Below are 18,147 nucleotides of genomic sequence, written 5' to 3'. Positions count from 1 at the left end.
CGCGGGCGCGCCCTTGTCGTTTTCAGCCCCGGTCCAGTCCCACTTCCTGCAGCACCGTGGTGGCGATCTCCTCGATCGATTTGGTGGTGCTCGACAGCCAGGAAATGCCCTCGCGGCGCATCATGCGTTCGGCCTCGGCCACTTCGTAGCGGCACTGCTCCAGCTGCGCGTAGCGGCTGTTGGGGCGGCGTTCGTTGCGCACTTCGGACAGGCGTTCGGGCTGGATGGACAGGCCAAACAGCTTGCCGCGGTGAGGCGCGATGGTGGAGGGCAGGGTGCCGCGCTCGAAATCGTCGGGCGTGAGCGGGAAGTTGGCCGCCTTGATGGCGTATTGCATGGCCAGGTAGAGGCTGGTCGGGGTCTTGCCGCAGCGGGAAACGCCCACCAGGATGACATCCGCCTGGTCGAGCTGGTTGACGAACTGGCCGTCGTCATGGGCCAGGCTGAAGTTGATGGCGTCTATCCGATTGCGGTACTTTTCGGAATTCGCCTGCATGTGCGAGCGGCCGATGGAATGGCTGGACTTCAGGCCCAGCGCCTGCTCGATGTGGCTGACGAAGGTGCCGAACAGGTCCAGGAAAATTCCGTTCGCCTGGCGAACACGGGACAGGATCTCGGGATTGACCAGGGTGCTGAACACGATGGGGGGGACGCCTGTGTCCTGGGCGCTGCGGTCGATCCGCATGGCCACTTCCGCGGCCTTTTCCAGGGTGTCGACAAACGGCAGGCGGACGGGCTTGAAATCGACCTCCTCGAACTGCGAAAGCACCGACTGGCTGAAGGTTTCCGCGGTGATGCCGGTACTGTCGGAAACGATGTATACCGTGCGTACGATAGGGGTAGATGTCATGTGTAAAAAATTCCAACCAGGCTGATGGCCGGACGTACTCCACCGAGTACAATCAGGCCCCTATAAGTCACCCCAAGGGCGGTCCAAGGCCAGTTTGGTCAGCGTCTGAAAGAGTGGTTGCCAGGCCCGTCGGAACCGGGCTTTTTGCCCGGTTTGAACCGGCCGAAAACAACCTTCTTCATGCATTGACCAAACTCGCTTTCATTCCATTGTAAAAGGTGACTTCAATGTCGTATGTTGTTTTGTTCGAGCAGCTCCGCATGACGGACGTGGACTCGGTAGGAGGCAAGAACGCATCACTAGGCGAAATGATCAGCCAGCTGTCTGGCGCGGGAGTCCGCGTACCGGGCGGCTTTGCCACGACCGCTGACGCCTTCCGCGATTTCCTGAAGGCCTCGGGCCTGGACAAGCGCATCGCTGAGCGCCTGACCACGCTGAACCCCGAAGACGTGCGCGAGCTGGCCACCGCCGGCGCGCAGATCCGCCAATGGATCGTCGATGCGCCGTTCTCGCCTGAATTCGAAGCCCAGATCCGCGAGGCCTTCGGCAAGCTCGACGCCGACGGCAAGGGCTCGTTCGCCGTGCGCTCGTCCGCCACGGCCGAAGACCTGCCCGACGCTTCGTTCGCCGGCCAGCAGGAAACCTTCCTGAACGTCGTTGGCATCGACGACGTGCTGGACAAGATCCGCCACGTGTTCGCGTCGCTGTACAACGACCGCGCCATTTCCTATCGCGTGCACAAGGGCTACGCCCACGCCGACGTCGCCTTGTCGGCCGGCATCCAGCGCATGGTGCGTTCCGACAAGGGCAGCGCCGGCGTGATGTTCACCATCGACACCGAATCCGGCTTCCAGGACGTGGTCTTCATCACCTCGTCCTATGGTTTGGGCGAAACCGTGGTGCAGGGCGCCGTCAACCCGGACGAGTTCTACGTCTTCAAGCCCACGCTGGCCCAAGGCCACTTCCCGATCGTCGGCCGCCGCATCGGCTCCAAGCTGATCAAGATGGAATTCGATCCCGAGCGTCCGGAAGGCCGCGCCGTGCGCACGGTGGACGTGCCGGTGTCCGAGCGCAACCGCTATTCGCTGACCGACGACGAGGTCAATGAACTGGCCCGCTACGCCGTCATCATCGAAAAGCACTACCAGCGCCCGATGGACATCGAGTGGGGCCGCGACGGCGTCGACGGCAAGATCTACATCCTGCAGGCGCGCCCGGAAACGGTGAAGTCGCAGCAGGGCGTCAACGACGTCCAGCAGCGCTACCGCCTGAAAGCCACCGGCCAGGTCCTGATCACCGGCCGCGCGATCGGCCAGAAGATCGGCTCCGGTCCCGTGCGCGTGGTGGGCGACATCTCCGACATGGACAAGGTCCAGCCCGGCGACGTGCTGGTCACCGACATGACGGATCCCAACTGGGAACCCGTGATGAAGCGCGCCGCCGCCATCGTGACGAACCGCGGCGGCCGCACCTGCCACGCGGCGATCATCGCGCGCGAACTGGGCATTCCGGCCGTGGTGGGCTGCGGCAACGCCACCGACCTGCTCAAGGAAGGCCAGGCCGTGACCGTGTCTTGCGCGGAAGGCGACGAAGGCCGCATCTATGACGGCCTGATCGAGACCGAAGTGGAAGAAGTGCGCCGCGGCGACATGCCCGCCATCGATCTGAAGATCATGATGAACGTGGGCAACCCGCAGCTGGCGTTCGATTTCGCCCAGATCCCCAATTCGGGCGTGGGCTTGGCGCGCCTGGAATTCATCATCAACAACAACATCGGCATCCACCCCAAGGCGGTCCTGGACTACCCGAATGTGGACGGCGAACTGAAGAAGGCCGTGGAATCGGCGGCTCGCGGCCACGCCAGCCCGCGCGCGTTCTTCGTCGAGAAGATGGCCGAAGGCGTGGCGACGATTGCCGCCGCCTTCTACCCGAAGCCCGTCATCGTGCGCATGTCGGACTTCAAGTCCAACGAGTACCGCAAGCTGGTCGGCGGTTCGCGCTACGAGCCCGAGGAAGAGAACCCCATGCTGGGCTTCCGCGGCGCGTCGCGCTATATCGCCGAGGACTTCGCCGAGTGCTTCCGCATGGAATGCGAAGCGCTGAAGAAGGTGCGCGATGAAATGGGCCTGACCAACGTCGAGATCATGGTGCCCTTCGTGCGCACCCTGGGCCAGGCGGAAAAGGTCGTGAACCTGCTTGCCAAGCACGGCCTGGCGCGCGGTGAGAACGGCCTGAAGCTGGTCATGATGTGCGAAGTCCCGTCCAACGCCATCCTGGCCGACGAATTCCTGCAATTCTTCGACGGCTTCTCGATCGGTTCGAACGACATGACCCAGCTCACGCTGGGCCTGGACCGCGATTCGGGCATGGAGCTGCTGGCCGCCGACTTCGACGAACGCGACGAGGCCGTGAAGTTCATGCTGCGCCGCGCGATCAAGGCTTGCCTGGCCGCCAACAAGTACGTGGGCATCTGCGGACAGGGCCCCAGCGACCATCCGGATTTCGCGCAGTGGCTGAAGGACGAAGGCATCCTGTCGATGTCGCTGAACCCGGACACCGTTGTCGATACCTGGCAGCGTCTGGCCAAGAACTGATCGCCCGGCCGATCAGCAAAAACCCCGCGCCTGCGAAGGCGCGGGGTTTTTTTTGCCCGGGTGGACGGGAAAAGCGGCGTCAGGCCGCTTGCGCCTCGCGGGCGATTAGCTCGCGCTTGCGGTCGATGCCCCAGCGGTAGCCGGCGAGCGAGCCGTCGGTGCGCACCACGCGGTGGCAGGGAATGGCCAGCGCGATGTTGTTGGTGGCGCAGGCGCGGGCCACCGCGCGCACGGCCCGGGGCGAACCGATGCGTTCGGCGACTTGCGCATAGGTCGCGGTGGCGCCCACGGGGATCTCGCGCAGCGCCTCCCATACCTTGCGCTGGAAGGCCGTGCCGCGCACGTCCAGCGGCAGGTCCAGGCCGCGGGAGGGGTCTTCGACGAAGCCCACCACGGCGGCCACCCAGTCTTCGAAGCCGGGGTCGGCGCCGATCAGGCGCGCGGCCTTGAAGCGGTCCTGGAGGTTCTTGACGAGTTGCTCCGGATCCTCGTGCAGGGCGATCTCGCAGATGCCGGTGCTGCTTGCCGCCACCAGCAGCGCGCCCAGCGAGCACTGGGCCACCGCGAACCGGATGTCCACGCCTTCGCCGTCCTTGCGGAAGGCGGTGGGGGTCATGCCCAGGATGGCGGGCGCGGCTTCGTAGAAGCGGCCGCTGGAATTGAAGCCGGCGTCGTACATGGCGTCGGTGACGCTGGCGCTCTGCTTGAGCTGCTGGCGCGCGCGCCTGGCGCGCAGGGCGTTGGCGTAGGCCTTGGGGGTGATGCCGGTGGCGGCCTTGAAGACCCGGTGGAAATGAAAGCGGCTCATGCCGGCCTGTTCGGCCAGCGCGGACAGGTCGGGCGGCTGCTCGGCTTCCAGCGCGCGGCAGGCGCGCTCGACGGCGGCGGCGTGCTGTTTGTTCAAGGGGGCGGCGGCGTGGCTCATGGAGGACTCCTGACTTGCGCGTGGACGTTTACGCTTGACCATATCGTCTCAAAGCCCGCCGGCCGCCGCACTCCGCTTGTTGCGGACCGGGCCGGACCGCGAAAGCTAGGCGGGAGCGTAGGCCTCCAGGAACCGGCGCAGCAGGCCGCCCGCCACCGGCGTGGCGCGCACGTTCGCGGCGAGTCCCGGCACATCGAGGTTCTCGGCGGCGTAGCGGCGGCCGAAACGCTCCAGGTGGGCGCGGATGAAGTCCGGGCCGAATTCGGGATGGAACTGGGTGGAGAACACGTTGCGGCCGATCCGGATCATCTGGTGCTCGTCCAGGTCCGACCGCGCCAGCACGGCCGAGCCCGGCGGCGGCTGCAGCACGGTCTGGGCATGCAGCATCTGGGCCGGGAAGGTGGACGGCACGCCGGCCATCAGCTTGTCGCCGGCGGCGGCCGGCAGCAGCTCGACGGTCTGGGTGCCGACCTCGCGTCCGGCCGGGTTGTAGCCGACCTTGCCGCCCAGCGCGTGCGCCAGCAGCTGATGGCCGTAGCAGACGCCGAACATGGGCAGGCCGGCCTCGGCGGCATCGCGCAGCCACGCGGCGGCATCTTCGCTCCAGGGCTCCTTGTCCGTGACCATCGCGGGCGAACCGGTGATCAGCGCGGCGCGGTACCGGGCGGGCGCCTGCGGGCGCTGGCCTTCATGGACGGCCACGATTTCCAGCGCGTCGGCGCCCAGGCCGGCCGCTTGCGCGAGTTGGTCGGCATAACCGCCGAACCGGCTTTTGAGCGTGTCGTCGGGATCGCCGGTGTGCAGGATCAGGACGGGAAGGGCAGAAGGAGTTGCAGCGGTCATGGAGGCTTGTGCGTTTGAAGAGAGCGGCGCGGCGGTCCGGGGGATCGCACGCGCCATGCGCACATCATAATGCAGCGCTATTGTTCATGAGGCGATTGGCTTTACCCCTTCCGTCCCGGAAATACGTACAATCCGCTCAGTGACTCATCCTTACAGGCGATCTGAACACTATGTGGATATGGCTGGGACTGGCCGCGCTGGCCCTCATCGGGGAACTGGCGACGGGAACCTTCTATTTGCTGCTGGTCGCCCTGGGATTGGCGGCGGGCGGCGTCGTCGCCGGATTCAGCGCGGGCCTGCAATGGGAGCTTGTGGCTTGCGGCGTCGTGCTGCTGCTGGGCCTGCTGGTGCTGCGCAAGACCCGCGTCCTGAAAAAGCGCGAGGTCGATTCGGCCAGCAACGCCGACGTCAACCTTGATATCGGCCAGACGGTCTCGGTCGAGGCCTGGTCCGAAAGCGGTACGGCGCGCGTCTGGTACCGCGGCGCGCATTGGCAGGCGGAACTGGCCGCGGGGCATGCGCCCCAGGCCGGCGAACACATCATTACCGAAGTGCGCGGTTCGAGCCTGGTGCTGACCCCCAAGGGCACACCCGGCTCGGCATAGCAGAACCGGCCCGCGCGAGACGCGCGGGCAGCCGTTGGCGCCCTGGCCGGCACGGCAGGGACCGCCAGCGCATTCATCCGAAAAGAGGCTTCAAATCATGATCGATACTTCCACTATCGTCCTGCTCGTCGTTGTCGCGCTGGCGATCCTGATCGTCATCAGGGCGATCGCCATCGTGCCCCAGCAGCATGCCTGGGTAGTCGAGCGGCTGGGCAAGTTCGACCGCGTCCTGTCTCCCGGCGCCGGTTTTGTCATTCCCTTCATTGAACGCGTGTCCTATAAGCACTCGCTCAAGGAAATCCCGCTGGACGTGCCGAGCCAGGTCTGCATCACGCGCGACAACACGCAATTGCAGGTCGACGGCGTGCTGTACTTCCAGGTGACGGACCCGATGCGCGCCTCCTACGGCTCGTCGAACTACATCTCGGCGATCACGCAGCTGGCCCAGACGACCCTGCGTTCGGTCATCGGCAAGATGGAGCTGGACCGCACATTTGAAGAGCGCGACTCCATCAACAGCAACATCGTCTCGTCGCTGGACGAGGCCGCGCTGAACTGGGGCGTGAAGGTGCTGCGCTACGAGATCAAGGATCTGACGCCGCCCAACGAAATCCTGCGCTCGATGCAGGCGCAGATCACCGCCGAGCGCGAAAAGCGCGCGCTGATCGCCGCTTCCGAAGGCCGCCGCCAGGAGCAGATCAACATCGCCACCGGCGAACGCGAAGCCGCGATCGCCCGTTCGGAAGGCGAGAAGCAGGCGCAGATCAACCAGGCCCAGGGCGAAGCCGCCGCTGTGCTGGCGATCGCCGAAGCCACCGCCAAGGCCATTACGCAGGTGGCCGACGCCGTGCGCCAGCCCGGCGGCATGGAAGCGGTGAACCTGAAGGTGGCCGAGCGCTACGTCGAGGCGTTCGGCAACGTGGCCAAGGAAGGCAACACGCTGATCCTGCCGGCCAACCTGGCCGACGTGGGCGGCATGATCGCCTCCGCCATGACCATTGTGAAGTCCACGCGCAACACCTGACACCGCGCCCCACGGCGCCCCGCCCATGATCGCTCCCGTTAATTTGCTTCTAATAGCAGCACTGGCGGGGGTGCTTTCCCTTTGCGTGCTGGGATCCCTGGCGCGCAGCGGCATGGCCGGGATACGCGAGACCATACGCGCCAACTTGCTCACGCTGTTGGCGTTTTCCACATTTGCGCTGCAGAACACCCAGGCGCCGCTCTGGCTGTCCGTCCTGGTTCCCAACACGGCCATCGCCCTGGCGCTGTGCGCGTACTACGCGGGCGTGCGCCGGCTGCTGGGCCTGGGCGTGCCGCGCCATCTGATGGTGTCGGGCTGCCTGACGGCGCTCGCGGTGCTGGTGGTCTACACCTACGTGGACTGGCGGGTCGGGCCGCGCATCGTGGCGATGTCGCTGCTGCAGATGGGCTTCATGCTGAGCGTGGCCGTCACCGTCCAGCGCAACATGCCCGTGCATCGTTCGCGCTACAGCTACCGCTTCGTGTGGGCGGTGGCGCTGATTTCCGCCGCCGTCTGCGCGGTGCGCGCCGCGGTGTACCTGATGGACCTGGCCGTGACCCCGGCCTTCCTGGAGCCCACCGCCTGGAACGTGGCCTTTTTGACGCTGGGCGTGCTGGTCATGCCATGCCTGACGCTGGGCACCATCATGATCATCCATGACCGCATGCTGGCCGACCGCGAGCAGGAGGCCAACACCGACTTCCTGACCGGCCTGATGTCGCGCAAGGCGTGGTGGATGCAGGCCGAGCGGTATTGCGCCCAGGCCCTGCGCATGCGGCGTCCGCTGACGCTGTTGCTGCTGGACATCGACCATTTCAAGCGCATCAACGACACGCACGGCCACGCGGCCGGCGACGCGGTGCTGCGCCATTTCGGCCTCTTGGCCACCGCGACCCTGCGCACGGGCGACCATGTGGGCCGGGTGGGCGGCGAGGAGTTCGGCGTGCTGTTTCCCGACATGCGCAGCGATGCGGTGCTGGAGGTGGCCGGCCGGCTGCTGGATTCGGTGCGGCGCACGCCTTGCGCGCATGGCGGCAGCACTATTTCGTATACGTTCAGCGCGGGGGTGGAGGACTGGATGCCCGGCGAGAACCTGCAGGTGTTCTTCGAGCGGGCCGACCGCAAGCTCTACGCCGCGAAGTCGGCGGGACGCAACCGCGTCATGGGCCCCGGCCATGAGGCCGAGCGCCCGCAACTGCCCGTGGCCGCGTGACTCAGTCGTCCTTGTCCTTGCGCGGGGCGCGGGTGTCGTGCTTCATGATGCGTTCTTTCTCGCGCGCCCAGTCTTTTTCGCGGGCGGTGTCGCGCTTGTCGAACAGCTTCTTGCCGCGGCCGAGCGCAAAGTCGAGCTTGATGCGCCCGTTCTTGTAGTGCAGGTTGAGCGGCACCAGCGTATAGCCGCGCTGCTCGACCTTGCCGATGAGCTTGCTGATTTCCTCGGCCTTGAGCAGCAGCTTGCGCGTGCGCATGGCGTCGGGATGGATATGGGTGGAGGCCGTGGGCAGGGGGCTCACGTGCATGCCAAGCAGGTACAGTTCGCCATCGCGCACGATGACGTAGCTTTCCTTGAGCTGCACGCGGCCATCGCGGATCGCCTTGACTTCCCAGCCTTGCAGGACAAGGCCAGCTTCGTAGCGGTCTTCGATGAAATAGTCGTGCGTGGCCTTGCGATTGTCGATAATGCTCATAAAGCCTTTTTTGCTTGGGGCCCGATGCGTCGAACCCGATGCTTTTTGCCTGTTTTTAGGTCCAGGTCGTGCTGTGCCGGTAAAATCTTGCCATTCTAGCCATTTGCGATAGTCGATGCACAAAGTACAACGATCCGTCCTGGTGCCCTACAGCGCCGCCCAGATGTTCGACCTGGTTGCCGACGTGGAGAAGTACCCCGAGTTCATGCCGTGGTGTGGCGGCGCCGAGGTGCAGACCCGTAACGAACACGGCATGCAGGCCTCCATCCTGATCAGTTTCGCGGGGATGAAGCAGCGCTTCACCACGCGCAATACCCACGCCTATCCCGACCGGATCGACCTGGAGCTGGTGGATGGCCCGTTTTCCAGCCTGGTGGGGCATTGGGTGTTCCAGCCCCTGGCCGACGACGCCTGCAAGGTGCTCTTCACCATGGAGTACGCGTTTTCCAACCGCGCGCTGGAAATGGTGGTGGGGCCGGTATTCAACCGCATCGCGACCAGCTTCATCGATTCCTTCACCAAGCGCGCGCAGGCCAAGTATGGCGAATGAGCCGTCGGGGGCGCGGCAGATCGGCGTCATCGTCTGCTACGCCTTGCCCGGGCATGTGTGGCTGCGGGAACTGCGGCTGCCCGAAGGCGCCACGGTGGAGGACGCGCTGGCCGCCAGCGGCTTTGCGCAGGCCTTCCCGGTGGTCAAGCCCTGGGAGCGGGGCGTGGGCATCTTCGGCCGCGCCGCCGAGCCGCAGGCGCGGCTGGCCGACGGCGACCGCGTGGAGGTCTACCGCGGCCTGAGCTTCGACCCCAAGGAATCCCGGCGCCGCCGCGCCGAGCATCGCCGGGCCAAGACGGCCAGGAACGGCAGGGTGCGCCCGGCCGGGCTGCTCTAGGCGGGGAGGCGGGCCGGCCCGGTCCGCGCCTTACATTGTCATCGACAGGACAAATCGCGCCGGCGCTTCCGGCGTAACATAAACACGGGTTCCCGCTTACGTTTACGTCAACGTCATGTCAAAATCGACGGGCTGGCGTTCACGAGACGGCAGCAACGCCAACAGACAATACTCAATACAACAGGAGACAGGCTGTGGACTTGGAACTGACCGACGAGCAGCGCGCGTTCGCGCAGGCCGCGCGCGACTATGCCGAAGGCGAGCTTGCGCCCAACGCCGCGCGCTGGGACGCCGAGGGCATTTTCCCGCGCGAGGCGTTCGCCCGGGCGGGCGCAATGGGTTTTTGCGCCATCTACGCCAGCGAGGACATCGGCGGCCTGGGACTGCCGCGCCTGGACGCCACGCTGGTGTTCGAGGAAATGGCGGCGGTGGACCCGTCCACCACGGCGTTCCTGACGATCCACAACATGGCCGCCTGGATGGTCGGAAAGTGGGGTCAGCCGGGGCTGCGCGAAGCCTGGGGCCCCTTGCTGGCCAGCGGCGAGAAGCTGGCCTCCTACTGCCTGACCGAGCCGGGCGCGGGCTCCGATGCCGCGTCCCTGTCCACCCGGGCGCAGCGCCAGGGCGACGACTACATCGTCAACGGGGCCAAGGCCTTCATTTCCGGCGGCGGCGACACGGACCTGCTGGTGGTCATGGCGCGCACGGGCGGCGAGGGCGCGGGCGGCATCAGCGCGTTCGCCATCCCCGCCGACAGCGAAGGCATCAGCTACGGCCGCAAGGAAGAAAAGATGGGCTGGAACAGCCAGTCCACGCGCCCCATCACATTCGAGAACGTCCGCGTGCCGGCCGCCAACATGCTGGGCCAGGAGGGCGAGGGCTTCAAGATCGCCATGAAGGGGCTGGACGGCGGCCGCATCAATATCGGCACCTGCTCGGTGGGCGCGGCGCAGGGCGCGCTGGACGCCGCCCGCCGCTACATGGACGAGCGCCGCCAGTTCAACCGCCGGCTGGCCGAGTTCCAGGCCCTGCAGTTCAAGCTGGCGGACATGGCGACCCATCTGGTGGCGGCTCGCCAGATGGTCCGCCTGGCCGCATGCAAGCTGGACGCGGGCGCGCCGGACGCGGCAACCTACTGCGCGATGGCCAAGCGCTTCGCGACCGACATGGGCTTCCAGATCTGCCTGGACGCGCAACAGATTCATGGCGGTTATGGATACTTGAAGGACTATCCCTTGGAGCGTCTGGTGCGCGATACTCGCGTTCATCAGATACTGGAGGGCACCAACGAGATCATGCGCGTGATCATTGCCCGCCAATTGTTGGAAAAAGGAGCCGACATAAGATGAATGCACCGGTGTTGTTCGAAGAAAGAACCGCTGCCAACGGGATGCGATTCGGGATTGCGACGCTGAATGCGCCGCAAACCCTCAACGGCCTGTCGCTGGAAATGGTGGACCTGCTGGCGGCCCGGCTGGACGCCTGGGCGCGCGACCCCGGGGTGGCCCTGGTGGTCTTGCAGGGCGCGGGCGAAAAGGCCTTCTGCGCCGGGGGCGATCTGCACGGCCTGTACCGGAGCATGACCGAGAACGCGGGCAAATCCGGCTGGAGCAACGCCTATGCGCGCCGTTTCTTCGAGCACGAGTACCGGCTGGACTATCGCATCCACACCTATCCGAAGCCCGTGCTGTGCTGGGGCCATGGCATCGTCATGGGCGGCGGCATCGGCCTGATGATGGGCGCGAGCCATCGCGTGGTCAGCGAGAGTTCGCGCCTGGCCATGCCGGAAGTCTCGATCGGGCTGTTCCCGGACGTGGGCGGCAGCTGGCTGCTGAACCGCATGCCGGGCCGGGTCGGCCTGTTCCTGGCCCTGACGGGCGCGCAGATGAACACCGCCGACGCGTTCTTCGCGGGCCTGGCGGACTTCCGCCTGAACCACGCGGACTGGCCCAAGCTGCTGGCCTCGCTGGAGGAGCAGCCCTGGGGCGGCCAGGCCACGGGCGCGTCCGACGGGACCCTCCCGCCGCGCTCCATCAACGACGGCCTGCTGCGCCGCGCGCTGACGGCGCTGGAGCCGCAGACGCCGCTGGACCCGGGCCATCTGCGCCAGCATTCGTTCCTGATCAACAACCTGTGCAACGGGAACCGGCTGGACGAGATTTTCGAAGAACTGGCGCTGCTCAAGGATCACGAGGATCCCTGGCTGGCGCGCGCGGCAACCACGATGCTGGCGGGCTCGCCGGGTTCGGTGCGCCTGGCCTTCGCGCTGCAGCAGCGCACGCGCCTGCGTTCGCTGGACGACGTGTTCCGTGCCGAGTACATCGCGGCGCTGGCCTGCACCGCGCACGGCGATTTCGCCGAGGGCATCCGCGCGCTGCTGATCGACAAGGACAAGAAGCCGCGCTGGAATCCCGCCGTCATGGACATGGCGACCGACGCCTGGGTGCAGAAGTTCTTCGAAGAACCGTGGCCCGAGGGCGAGCCGCATCCGCTGGCCGACCTGGGCCAGGAAGGACGCTGATCCGCCGGCCGGTCCGGCTGAGGCGGGCCGGCCGCCCCCGCATTACGCAGTCACGATGAATCCATACCTACAGCAATAGCAACAGGAGACAAGACATCATGAGCAGCATCGCGTTTATCGGCCTGGGCAACATGGGCGCGCCCATGGCATTGAATCTGGTGAAGGCCGGCCACAGCCTGAAGGTCTTCGACCTGGTGCCGGCGGCCGTCAAGCGGCTGACCGACGCCGGCGCCACGGCGGCGGCGTCCGCTTCCGAAGCGGTCAAGGGAGCCGAGGTGGTGATCTCGATGCTGCCGGCCAGCAAGCATGTGGAAGGCCTGTATCTGGGCGAAGACCTGCTGGGCAAGATCCCGTCCAGCGCGCTGGTCATCGAATGCAGCACCATCGCGCCGGATTCGGCGCGCAAGGTGGCGCAGGCGGCCGACGTGCGCGGCATCGCCATGATCGACGCCCCGGTCTCGGGCGGCACCGGCGGCGCGGCCGCGGGCACGCTGACGTTCATCGTGGGCGGCGCGGCCGCCGCGCTGGAGCGCGCGCGCCCCGTGCTGGAAAAGATGGGCAAGAACATTTTCCATGCCGGGCCGGCGGGCGCGGGGCAGGTGGCCAAGATCTGCAACAACATGCTGCTCGGCATCCTGATGGCGGGCACCTCCGAGGCGCTGGCGCTGGGCGTGGCCAACGGGCTGGATCCCAAGGTGCTGTCGGACATTATCGCCAAGAGCTCGGGCCGCAATTGGGCCACCGAGCTCTACAACCCCTGGCCCGGCGTGATGGACCATGCGCCGGCCTCCAAGGGCTACGCGGGCGGCTTTGGCGTGGACCTGATGCTCAAGGACCTGGGCCTGGCGGCCGAATCGGCGCTGTCGGCGCGCGCGTCCATCCCGCTGGGCGAACTGGCGCGCAACCTGTATTCGCTGCACAGCTCGGGCGGTTCGGGCAAGCTGGATTTCTCCAGCATCGTCAACCTGGTCAAGCGCGAGCAGGACTGACATGGCGGAACTCCAGTCGTCCACGGACCCCGCCGGGCGGGTCAGGGCCAGTTTCGGCCAGCAGAGCATCATGGTCTTGCTGGGCGCCACACTGGACGTGGTGGAGCCGGGCAGGGTGGACATCGCGCTGCCTTATCGCGCCGATCTCTGCCAGCAGAACGGCTTTCTGCATGCGGGCATTTCCACCACCATTGCCGACAGCGCCGGCGGCTATGCCGCGTACACGCTGTTCGGCCCGGGCGAGGACGTGCTGACCTCGGAGTTCAAGATGAACTTCCTGGCGCCCGCCAAGGGCGACCGCTACGTGGCCACCGGCCGCGTGGTCAAGCCCGGCAAGCGCCTGTCGGTCTGCCAGGTGGAGGTGCATGCGTACGAAGGCGAGCAGGCCACGCTCTGCGTGATAGGCTTGCTTACCGCGGTGCGCGTGACGCCGCGATGAATCCCGCGCGCGGCGCGTCCGGCCACCCGGCCCGGCGCGCCGCGCGCCTGTCGCGCGTCGCATGGGTATCGGGCAATGCCTGCAAAAGAACATCATCGGATTTTTCGCAGCAACTGGCTGCGCGCCGCGGTGCTGGGCGCCAACGACGGCATCGTATCCACGGCCAGCCTGATCACCGGCGTCGCCGCGGCGCAGGCCTCGCATGGCGCCATCCTGACGTCCGGCCTGGCGGGCCTGGTGGCGGGCGCGCTGTCGATGGCGGCGGGGGAATACGTGTCGGTGCGGTCCCAGGCGGACACCGAAGCCGCCGACCTGCGCCTGGAGCAGCGTTCGCTGCGCCGCAATTCCAGCGAAGAGCTGGCTGAACTGATCGATATCTACGTGGCTCGCGGGCTGACGCGCGACCTGGCGGTCCAGGTGGCGCGCCAGCTGACCAGCCATGATGCGCTGGACGCGCACGCGCGCGATGAACTCGGCATCTCGATTCACACCCGCGCGCGGCCGGTGCAGGCGGCGCTGGCTTCCGCCGCGTCGTTCGCCGCGGGCGCCGCGGTGCCGCTGGCCGTGGCCGTGACGGCGCCCGTGCCGCAACTGATCGGGTGGGTCATCGGGGCGTCGGTGCTTTGCCTGGCGGCCCTGGGCGCCATGGCCGCGAAAGCGGGGGGCGCGCCCAAGCTGCCCGCCGCGCTGCGCGTGACGGTGCTGGGGGCCGCGGCGATGGGCCTGACGGCTGGCGTGGGCGCGCTGTTCGGCGTGGCGGTCTAGTTCCGCCAGCGCCCTGGGGCCTGAGGCTTAGGGGGTGATCGAATAGGGCAAGGGCGCGGCGGCAATGCGCGGGCCGTCGGCCGCGCTGAGCCGAAGATCGCCTTCCGGCAGCGCGGCCAGCGTGGTCTCGAACAGCACCGACACCACGCCCTGGTCGCTGGCGGCCTGCACCACGCGGCCGATGGGCTCGCCGGGCTGCGCCGCGTCGAATACGTCCACGCCGGCCAGCGCCGCGCCCCGCAGGCTGGCGTCGGCGACCGTGCCGAACGCCATGCGCCGCTTGACGGTGCCGCGGTAGTGGCTGCGGGCCACGACCTCCTGGCCGGGATAACAGCCCTTGGTGAAGCTGACGCCCTGGATCAGGTCCAGGTTGACGGTTTGCGGGATGAAGACGTCCTGCGTGGCTGCGGCAATCCACGGAATGCCCGCGGCCAGATCGGCGGCATGCCAGTGCTCGGCGGACGCCAGGCCGAGCGCCTGGGCCAGCGGGGCGGATTGCGCCAGTTGCTCGTCGGAGGCGATCCACCACCAGCGCAGGCGCGCGTCGGCCGTGGGGGCGGCGATCCAGGTGCCGGACGGCAGGTCCGCGCGTTGCCAGGGGCTGCGCGGCAGGGCGCCGGCCACGGCTTCCAGCGCGGCCGCCTGGTCCGGCGTCGCCTGGACGCCGGCCACCTGCAGCGGCGCGGCGGCCAGCTTGACCTTGGCGCGCAGCACGAACATCGACAGGCGCTTGAGCAAGGCCTGGGACAGGTCCTGGCGGACCATGGCGTAGAGCTGGGGGGCGTCATCCGCGTCGGCGGCGGCGCCGCGCCACATCACCAGCGTGGCCAGCAGACGGCCCTTGGCGGTGCAGTAGCCGGCCAGGCGGGCGGCGTCCGGAGTCAGTCCCGTGACGTCCTGCGTCAGCTGGCCGTGCAGAAAGGTCAGGGCGTCGGCGCCGGCGGCGGTGATGACCAGAAGATCATCAAGCGGCGCGCATTGCGCGCAACCTTCGGCGCGTACGGGAATCGAAGAGTAAAAGGCGTGCATGGCGGCGGGTTATCGCGTCATCAAAGTGCTGATGATAGCCGCGTTCCCTGGCCGCGAGGGCCATGTCCCCGACGGCCAAAGGGGCGCGCCGCGGGTTCCGGCCCCTCTTGTTGCCCGGCAGGGCCGCGCGATCAATTAAACTTCCGACACTTATGAAGAAGCGACTCCGATATTACGTCTTGTGGTCTTTCCTGCTCATCGTGCTGGCCGCCGCCGCCGCAGTGGGCGGCGCCTGGAGCTGGATGCACCGGCCCATGCAGCTGCCGGCCGACAAGATCGACTTTGTGGTGGACCCGGGCAGCAGCCCGCGCACGGTTGCGCGCGCGCTGAATGCGGCGGGGGTGCCGGTCTGGGAACCGGGTTTCGTCTGGATGGCGCGCCTGTCCGAACGCGACAAGCTGATGAAGGCCGGCGGCTATCAGGCGATCAACGGCGATACGCCCTGGCTGCTGCTGGAGCGCCTGGCGCGCGGCGACATGACGCAGCGGCAGGTCACCTTCCTGGAAGGCTGGACCTTCCGCCAGATCCGCCAGGCGCTGCGCGAGAATCCGGACGTCAAGCAGACGCTGGGCGACATCAGCGATGAAGAACTGATGGAGCGCCTGGGCTCGGACATCAAGCATCCGGAAGGGCTGTTCTTCCCGGATACCTATATCTTCACGCCGGGCAGCACCGACTACGACCTGCTGCGCCGCTCCTACCAGGAGGGCCAGCGCATCCTGAACGACACCTGGGCCAAGCGCCAGCCCGACCTGGCCGTCGCCACGCCCTATGAGGCGCTGGTGCTGGCGTCCATCATCGAAAAGGAAACCGGCCACGGCCCGGACCGCCGCCGCGTTTCCGGCGTGTTCGCCAACCGGTTGAAAATCGGCATGCTGCTGCAGACCGACCCCACCGTGATCTACGGCATGGGGGACGCCTACCAGGGCCGGATCCGCAAGCGCGACCTGCAGACCGACACGCCCTGGAACACCTACACGCGTCCGGGCCTGCCTCCCACGCCGATCGCGGCGGCCGGCCGGGCGGCGCTGCTGGCGGCCGTGCAGCCCGAACAGCACAAGTACCTCTTTTTCGTATCGCGCGGCAACGGCACCAGCGAATTCTCGATCAATCTGTCCGAGCACAACCGCAACGTTTCCCGCTACATCCTCGGGCGTTCCAGCCCGACGCCGGCGCCGGCGCCCGCGCCGGCAGCGGCTCCGGCCGCGGCCCCGGAACCGGCTTCGGCGCCAACCCCGGCTCCTAGCCCCGATCCGGAACCCGAATCAGCACAAGGACAAGATCAATGACCTCACGCGGACGCTTCATTACGCTGGAGGGCGTGGACGGCGCGGGCAAGAGCACCCACACCGTCTGGATCGCCGAGTTCCTGCGGGCGCAGGGGCTGGATGTGGTCTCCACCCGCGAACCCGGCGGCACGCCGCTGGGCGAAAAGCTGCGCGCGCTGCTGCTGACCGACCCCATGGGCCTGGACACCGAGACCCTGCTGATGTTTGCCGCCCGCTGCGAACACGCCCGCCAGGTCATCGAGCCGGCGCTTGAGCGCGGCGCCTGGGTGGTTTGCGACCGCTACACCGACGCGACCTACGCCTACCAGGGCGGCGGGCGCGAACTGGGCGCTGAGCGCGTGGCCGTCCTGGAAGACTGGATGCGCGCGGGCCGCCCCGACCGCACCTGGCTCTTCGACGTGCCGCTGGAAGTGGCGCGGGCCCGCCTGGCCAACGCCCGCGAGCCGGACCGCTTCGAGCGCGAAGGCGCGGCGTTCTTCGAGCGCACCCGCGCGGCCTACCATGCCCGCGCCAAGGCCGACCCCGGCCGCATCCGCATTGTCGACTCCACCCGGGCCATCGCCCAGGTCCGCGCCGAACTCGAAGCCGGGCTGCGCGAGCTGCTGGCCGTCCAGGCATGAGCGCGCCCCAGTTCCTGCCCTGGCAGATGGACACGGCGCGCGCCTGGCTGGGCAACCGCGACCGCTTCGCGCATGCCTGGCTGGTGCATGGGCTGGCCGGCATCGGCAAACTGGACTTCGCGATCGCCGCGGCGGCCAGCCTGCTGTGCGAGACGCCCGAAAACGGCCTGGCTTGCGGCCATTGCGCGGCCTGCGCCTGGTTCGCCAGCGGCAACCATCCCGACTTGCGGCGCATCCGGCCCGAGGCCGTGGCCGTGGAAGAGGGCGCCGATGCCGCCGAGCAGGCGGAAGACGCCGAGCCCGCGACCGGCGCCGCCAAGCGCGCGCCGTCCAAGGAAATCCGCATCGACCAGATCCGCTCGCTGGAGTCGTGGTTCAACACCGCCACCCACCGCGGCGGCTGGCGCGTGGCGCTGCTGTATCCGGCCCATGCGCTGAACGTGGTGTCGTCCAACGCCTTGCTCAAGGTGCTGGAGGAACCGCCTCCCCATACCGTGTTCCTGCTGGTGGCCGATGCGCCGGACCGCCTGCTGCCGACCCTGGTGTCGCGCTGCCGGCGTCTGCCGCTGCCCGCCCCGGACGCGGACACCGCGCTGCAGTGGCTGCGCGACCAGAACGTGGAGCCGGCGCGCGAATGGCTGGCCGCGGCCGGCGGCGCGCCGCTGGCGGCGCTGCGCCTGGCCCAGGCCGGCGAAACCGCTTGTCCGCCGTGGCTCGCGCAACTGATCGGCCCGCTGGCCAAGGGGCAGGCGCCCGATGTCGGCACCCTGGCCGAAGCCCTGGAGAAAGTCGCGGCCACCGAATGGATCGATGCGCTGCAACGCCTCTATACCGACCTGATGCTGGCCAGCGCGGGCGCACCCGTGCGCTACTTTCCGGCGCTTGCGGCCGGCGTGGCGCAGGTGGCGGCGCGCATGCATACCGCCCGGGTCGCCGAGGCCGCGCGCTGGTTGACGCGCCAGCGCGCGCTGGCCACGCATCCCCTGAACGCCAAGCTGTTCGCCCACGCCACCCTGCAACGCGTGGTGCTATCCTGCCAGGCGTAAGCCCTTGATCCGACGGCGCTTTGCCCGGCAATG

General features: G+C 67.7%; 19 protein-coding genes. 14 read left to right on the top strand and 5 right to left on the bottom strand.

The window, feature by feature from the left end:
- Positions 1 to 22 precede the first annotated feature (22 nt).
- Positions 23 to 850: a pyruvate, water dikinase regulatory protein gene (locus tag ACFWP0_RS24905; protein WP_377846676.1), complete on the bottom strand. Its 828-nt coding sequence runs from the start codon at positions 848 to 850 to the stop codon at positions 23 to 25.
- Positions 851 to 1,077: 227 nt separating this feature from the next.
- Here ACFWP0_RS24905 and ppsA point away from each other — a divergent pair, with 227 nt between their 5' ends.
- The gene (gene ppsA / locus ACFWP0_RS24900; RefSeq protein WP_377846674.1) at positions 1,078 to 3,444 is read left to right on the top strand and encodes a phosphoenolpyruvate synthase; all 2,367 of its coding nucleotides are present in this window, start codon (positions 1,078 to 1,080) and stop codon (positions 3,442 to 3,444) included.
- Positions 3,445 to 3,523: 79 nt separating this feature from the next.
- On the opposite strand, the gene ACFWP0_RS24895 is transcribed toward ppsA, so the two are convergent.
- Together ACFWP0_RS24895 and ACFWP0_RS24890 are read right to left on the bottom strand one after the other, a co-directional pair.
- On the bottom strand, positions 3,524 to 4,369 hold the full coding sequence (locus ACFWP0_RS24895; RefSeq protein WP_377846672.1) for a bifunctional transcriptional activator/DNA repair enzyme AdaA: 846 nt from the start codon (positions 4,367 to 4,369) through the stop codon (positions 3,524 to 3,526).
- A 105-nt stretch (positions 4,370 to 4,474) separates the two neighbouring features.
- Positions 4,475 to 5,212 carry a glutamine amidotransferase gene (locus ACFWP0_RS24890; protein WP_377846670.1) on the bottom strand — a complete coding sequence of 246 codons (738 nt, stop codon included), beginning with the start codon at positions 5,210 to 5,212 and terminating at the stop codon, positions 4,475 to 4,477.
- 170 nt (positions 5,213 to 5,382) lie between these two features.
- On the opposite strand from ACFWP0_RS24890, the gene ACFWP0_RS24885 reads away from it, so the two are divergent.
- The 3 genes from ACFWP0_RS24885 to ACFWP0_RS24875 all read left to right on the top strand — a co-directional run bounded on the left by ACFWP0_RS24885 (position 5,383) and on the right by ACFWP0_RS24875 (position 8,054).
- A complete protein-coding gene (locus tag ACFWP0_RS24885) occupies positions 5,383 to 5,817 on the top strand; it encodes an NfeD family protein (protein WP_377846668.1) in 435 nt (144 codons plus the stop codon).
- Positions 5,818 to 5,914: 97 nt separating this feature from the next.
- Positions 5,915 to 6,841: an SPFH domain-containing protein gene (locus ACFWP0_RS24880; protein WP_377846667.1), complete on the top strand. Its 927-nt coding sequence runs from the start codon at positions 5,915 to 5,917 to the stop codon at positions 6,839 to 6,841.
- Positions 6,842 to 6,866: 25 nt separating this feature from the next.
- A complete protein-coding gene (locus ACFWP0_RS24875) occupies positions 6,867 to 8,054 on the top strand; it encodes a GGDEF domain-containing protein (protein ID WP_377846665.1) in 1,188 nt (395 codons plus the stop codon).
- A gap of 1 nt (position 8,055) precedes the next feature.
- Here the strand turns inward: ACFWP0_RS24875 and smpB are convergent, their stop codons facing one another.
- A complete protein-coding gene (gene smpB / locus ACFWP0_RS24870; RefSeq protein WP_377846663.1) occupies positions 8,056 to 8,652 on the bottom strand; it encodes an SsrA-binding protein SmpB in 597 nt (198 codons plus the stop codon).
- Here smpB and ACFWP0_RS24865 point away from each other — a divergent pair.
- The 7 genes from ACFWP0_RS24865 to ACFWP0_RS24835 all read left to right on the top strand — a co-directional run bounded on the left by ACFWP0_RS24865 (position 8,645) and on the right by ACFWP0_RS24835 (position 14,130).
- A complete protein-coding gene (locus ACFWP0_RS24865; protein WP_377846661.1) occupies positions 8,645 to 9,079 on the top strand; it encodes a type II toxin-antitoxin system RatA family toxin in 435 nt (144 codons plus the stop codon). The two genes, smpB and ACFWP0_RS24865, sit on opposite strands and share 8 nt — an antisense overlap.
- Positions 9,069 to 9,416, top strand: coding sequence for an RnfH family protein (locus ACFWP0_RS24860; RefSeq protein WP_377846659.1), 348 nt, complete (start codon positions 9,069 to 9,071; stop codon positions 9,414 to 9,416). Before ACFWP0_RS24865 ends, ACFWP0_RS24860 begins: the two co-directional genes overlap by 11 nt.
- Positions 9,417 to 9,610: 194 nt before the next feature.
- Complete coding sequence (locus ACFWP0_RS24855; protein ID WP_377846657.1) at positions 9,611 to 10,765, top strand: acyl-CoA dehydrogenase family protein; 1,155 nt, start codon at positions 9,611 to 9,613, stop codon at positions 10,763 to 10,765.
- A complete protein-coding gene (locus ACFWP0_RS24850) occupies positions 10,762 to 11,937 on the top strand; it encodes an enoyl-CoA hydratase/isomerase family protein (RefSeq protein WP_377846655.1) in 1,176 nt (391 codons plus the stop codon). Before ACFWP0_RS24855 ends, ACFWP0_RS24850 begins: the two co-directional genes overlap by 4 nt.
- Positions 11,938 to 12,035: 98 nt before the next feature.
- Positions 12,036 to 12,926, top strand: a complete 891-nt coding sequence (gene mmsB, locus ACFWP0_RS24845; RefSeq protein ID WP_377846654.1) for a 3-hydroxyisobutyrate dehydrogenase — start codon at positions 12,036 to 12,038, stop codon at positions 12,924 to 12,926.
- A 1-nt stretch (position 12,927) separates the two neighbouring features.
- Entirely contained in the window at positions 12,928 to 13,365 is a 438-nt protein-coding gene (locus tag ACFWP0_RS24840; protein WP_377846652.1) for a PaaI family thioesterase, read from the top strand.
- A 75-nt stretch (positions 13,366 to 13,440) separates the two neighbouring features.
- Positions 13,441 to 14,130 carry a VIT family protein gene (locus ACFWP0_RS24835; protein ID WP_377846650.1) on the top strand — a complete coding sequence of 230 codons (690 nt, stop codon included), beginning with the start codon at positions 13,441 to 13,443 and terminating at the stop codon, positions 14,128 to 14,130.
- Between the two features lie 27 nt (positions 14,131 to 14,157).
- Here the strand turns inward: ACFWP0_RS24835 and ACFWP0_RS24830 are convergent, their stop codons facing one another.
- Entirely contained in the window at positions 14,158 to 15,159 is a 1,002-nt protein-coding gene (locus tag ACFWP0_RS24830; RefSeq protein WP_377846648.1) for a YgfZ/GcvT domain-containing protein, read from the bottom strand.
- Between the two features lie 152 nt (positions 15,160 to 15,311).
- Here ACFWP0_RS24830 and mltG point away from each other — a divergent pair, with 152 nt between their 5' ends.
- From mltG to holB, 3 genes are read left to right on the top strand one after another with little or no spacing between them, the layout of a single operon-like run.
- Positions 15,312 to 16,448 (top strand): endolytic transglycosylase MltG, encoded by a 1,137-nt coding sequence (gene mltG / locus ACFWP0_RS24825; RefSeq protein WP_377846646.1) that lies wholly within the window; start codon positions 15,312 to 15,314, stop codon positions 16,446 to 16,448.
- Positions 16,445 to 17,068: a dTMP kinase gene (gene tmk / locus ACFWP0_RS24820; RefSeq protein ID WP_377846644.1), complete on the top strand. Its 624-nt coding sequence runs from the start codon at positions 16,445 to 16,447 to the stop codon at positions 17,066 to 17,068. Before mltG ends, tmk begins: the two co-directional genes overlap by 4 nt.
- Positions 17,065 to 18,114, top strand: coding sequence for a DNA polymerase III subunit delta' (holB, locus tag ACFWP0_RS24815; RefSeq protein WP_377846642.1), 1,050 nt, complete (start codon positions 17,065 to 17,067; stop codon positions 18,112 to 18,114). Before tmk ends, holB begins: the two co-directional genes overlap by 4 nt.
- The last annotated feature ends 33 nt before the right edge of the window (positions 18,115 to 18,147 follow it).

Origin of the sequence: Achromobacter sp. NPDC058515 (assembly GCF_042721735.1) — a bacterium.
GTDB lineage: Bacteria > Pseudomonadota > Gammaproteobacteria > Burkholderiales > Burkholderiaceae_B > Achromobacter.
Note: the sequence above shows the minus strand (reverse complement) of the source record. Positions and strands in the feature narration are given on the sequence as shown.

What these genes read in the sequence shown, in the direction of transcription:
- tmk (WP_377846644.1), top strand. Translation starts at nt 16,445, where the DNA reads ATGACCTCACGCGGACGCTTCATTACGCTGGAGGGCGTGGACGGCGCG.
- ACFWP0_RS24880 (WP_377846667.1), top strand. Translation starts at nt 5,915, where the DNA reads ATGATCGATACTTCCACTATCGTCCTGCTCGTCGTTGTCGCGCTGGCG.
- ACFWP0_RS24885 (WP_377846668.1), top strand. Translation starts at nt 5,383, where the DNA reads ATGTGGATATGGCTGGGACTGGCCGCGCTGGCCCTCATCGGGGAACTG.
- ACFWP0_RS24860 (WP_377846659.1), top strand. Translation starts at nt 9,069, where the DNA reads ATGGCGAATGAGCCGTCGGGGGCGCGGCAGATCGGCGTCATCGTCTGC.
- mltG (WP_377846646.1), top strand. Translation starts at nt 15,312, where the DNA reads ATGAAGAAGCGACTCCGATATTACGTCTTGTGGTCTTTCCTGCTCATC.
- ACFWP0_RS24890 (WP_377846670.1), bottom strand. Translation starts at nt 5,212, where the DNA reads ATGACCGCTGCAACTCCTTCTGCCCTTCCCGTCCTGATCCTGCACACC.
- ACFWP0_RS24850 (WP_377846655.1), top strand. Translation starts at nt 10,762, where the DNA reads ATGAATGCACCGGTGTTGTTCGAAGAAAGAACCGCTGCCAACGGGATG.
- ACFWP0_RS24905 (WP_377846676.1), bottom strand. Translation starts at nt 850, where the DNA reads ATGACATCTACCCCTATCGTACGCACGGTATACATCGTTTCCGACAGT.
- ACFWP0_RS24840 (WP_377846652.1), top strand. Translation starts at nt 12,928, where the DNA reads ATGGCGGAACTCCAGTCGTCCACGGACCCCGCCGGGCGGGTCAGGGCC.
- ACFWP0_RS24865 (WP_377846661.1), top strand. Translation starts at nt 8,645, where the DNA reads ATGCACAAAGTACAACGATCCGTCCTGGTGCCCTACAGCGCCGCCCAG.
- ACFWP0_RS24895 (WP_377846672.1), bottom strand. Translation starts at nt 4,369, where the DNA reads ATGAGCCACGCCGCCGCCCCCTTGAACAAACAGCACGCCGCCGCCGTC.
- holB (WP_377846642.1), top strand. Translation starts at nt 17,065, where the DNA reads ATGAGCGCGCCCCAGTTCCTGCCCTGGCAGATGGACACGGCGCGCGCC.
- ACFWP0_RS24835 (WP_377846650.1), top strand. Translation starts at nt 13,441, where the DNA reads ATGCCTGCAAAAGAACATCATCGGATTTTTCGCAGCAACTGGCTGCGC.
- ACFWP0_RS24875 (WP_377846665.1), top strand. Translation starts at nt 6,867, where the DNA reads ATGATCGCTCCCGTTAATTTGCTTCTAATAGCAGCACTGGCGGGGGTG.
- ACFWP0_RS24830 (WP_377846648.1), bottom strand. Translation starts at nt 15,159, where the DNA reads ATGCACGCCTTTTACTCTTCGATTCCCGTACGCGCCGAAGGTTGCGCG.
- mmsB (WP_377846654.1), top strand. Translation starts at nt 12,036, where the DNA reads ATGAGCAGCATCGCGTTTATCGGCCTGGGCAACATGGGCGCGCCCATG.
- ppsA (WP_377846674.1), top strand. Translation starts at nt 1,078, where the DNA reads ATGTCGTATGTTGTTTTGTTCGAGCAGCTCCGCATGACGGACGTGGAC.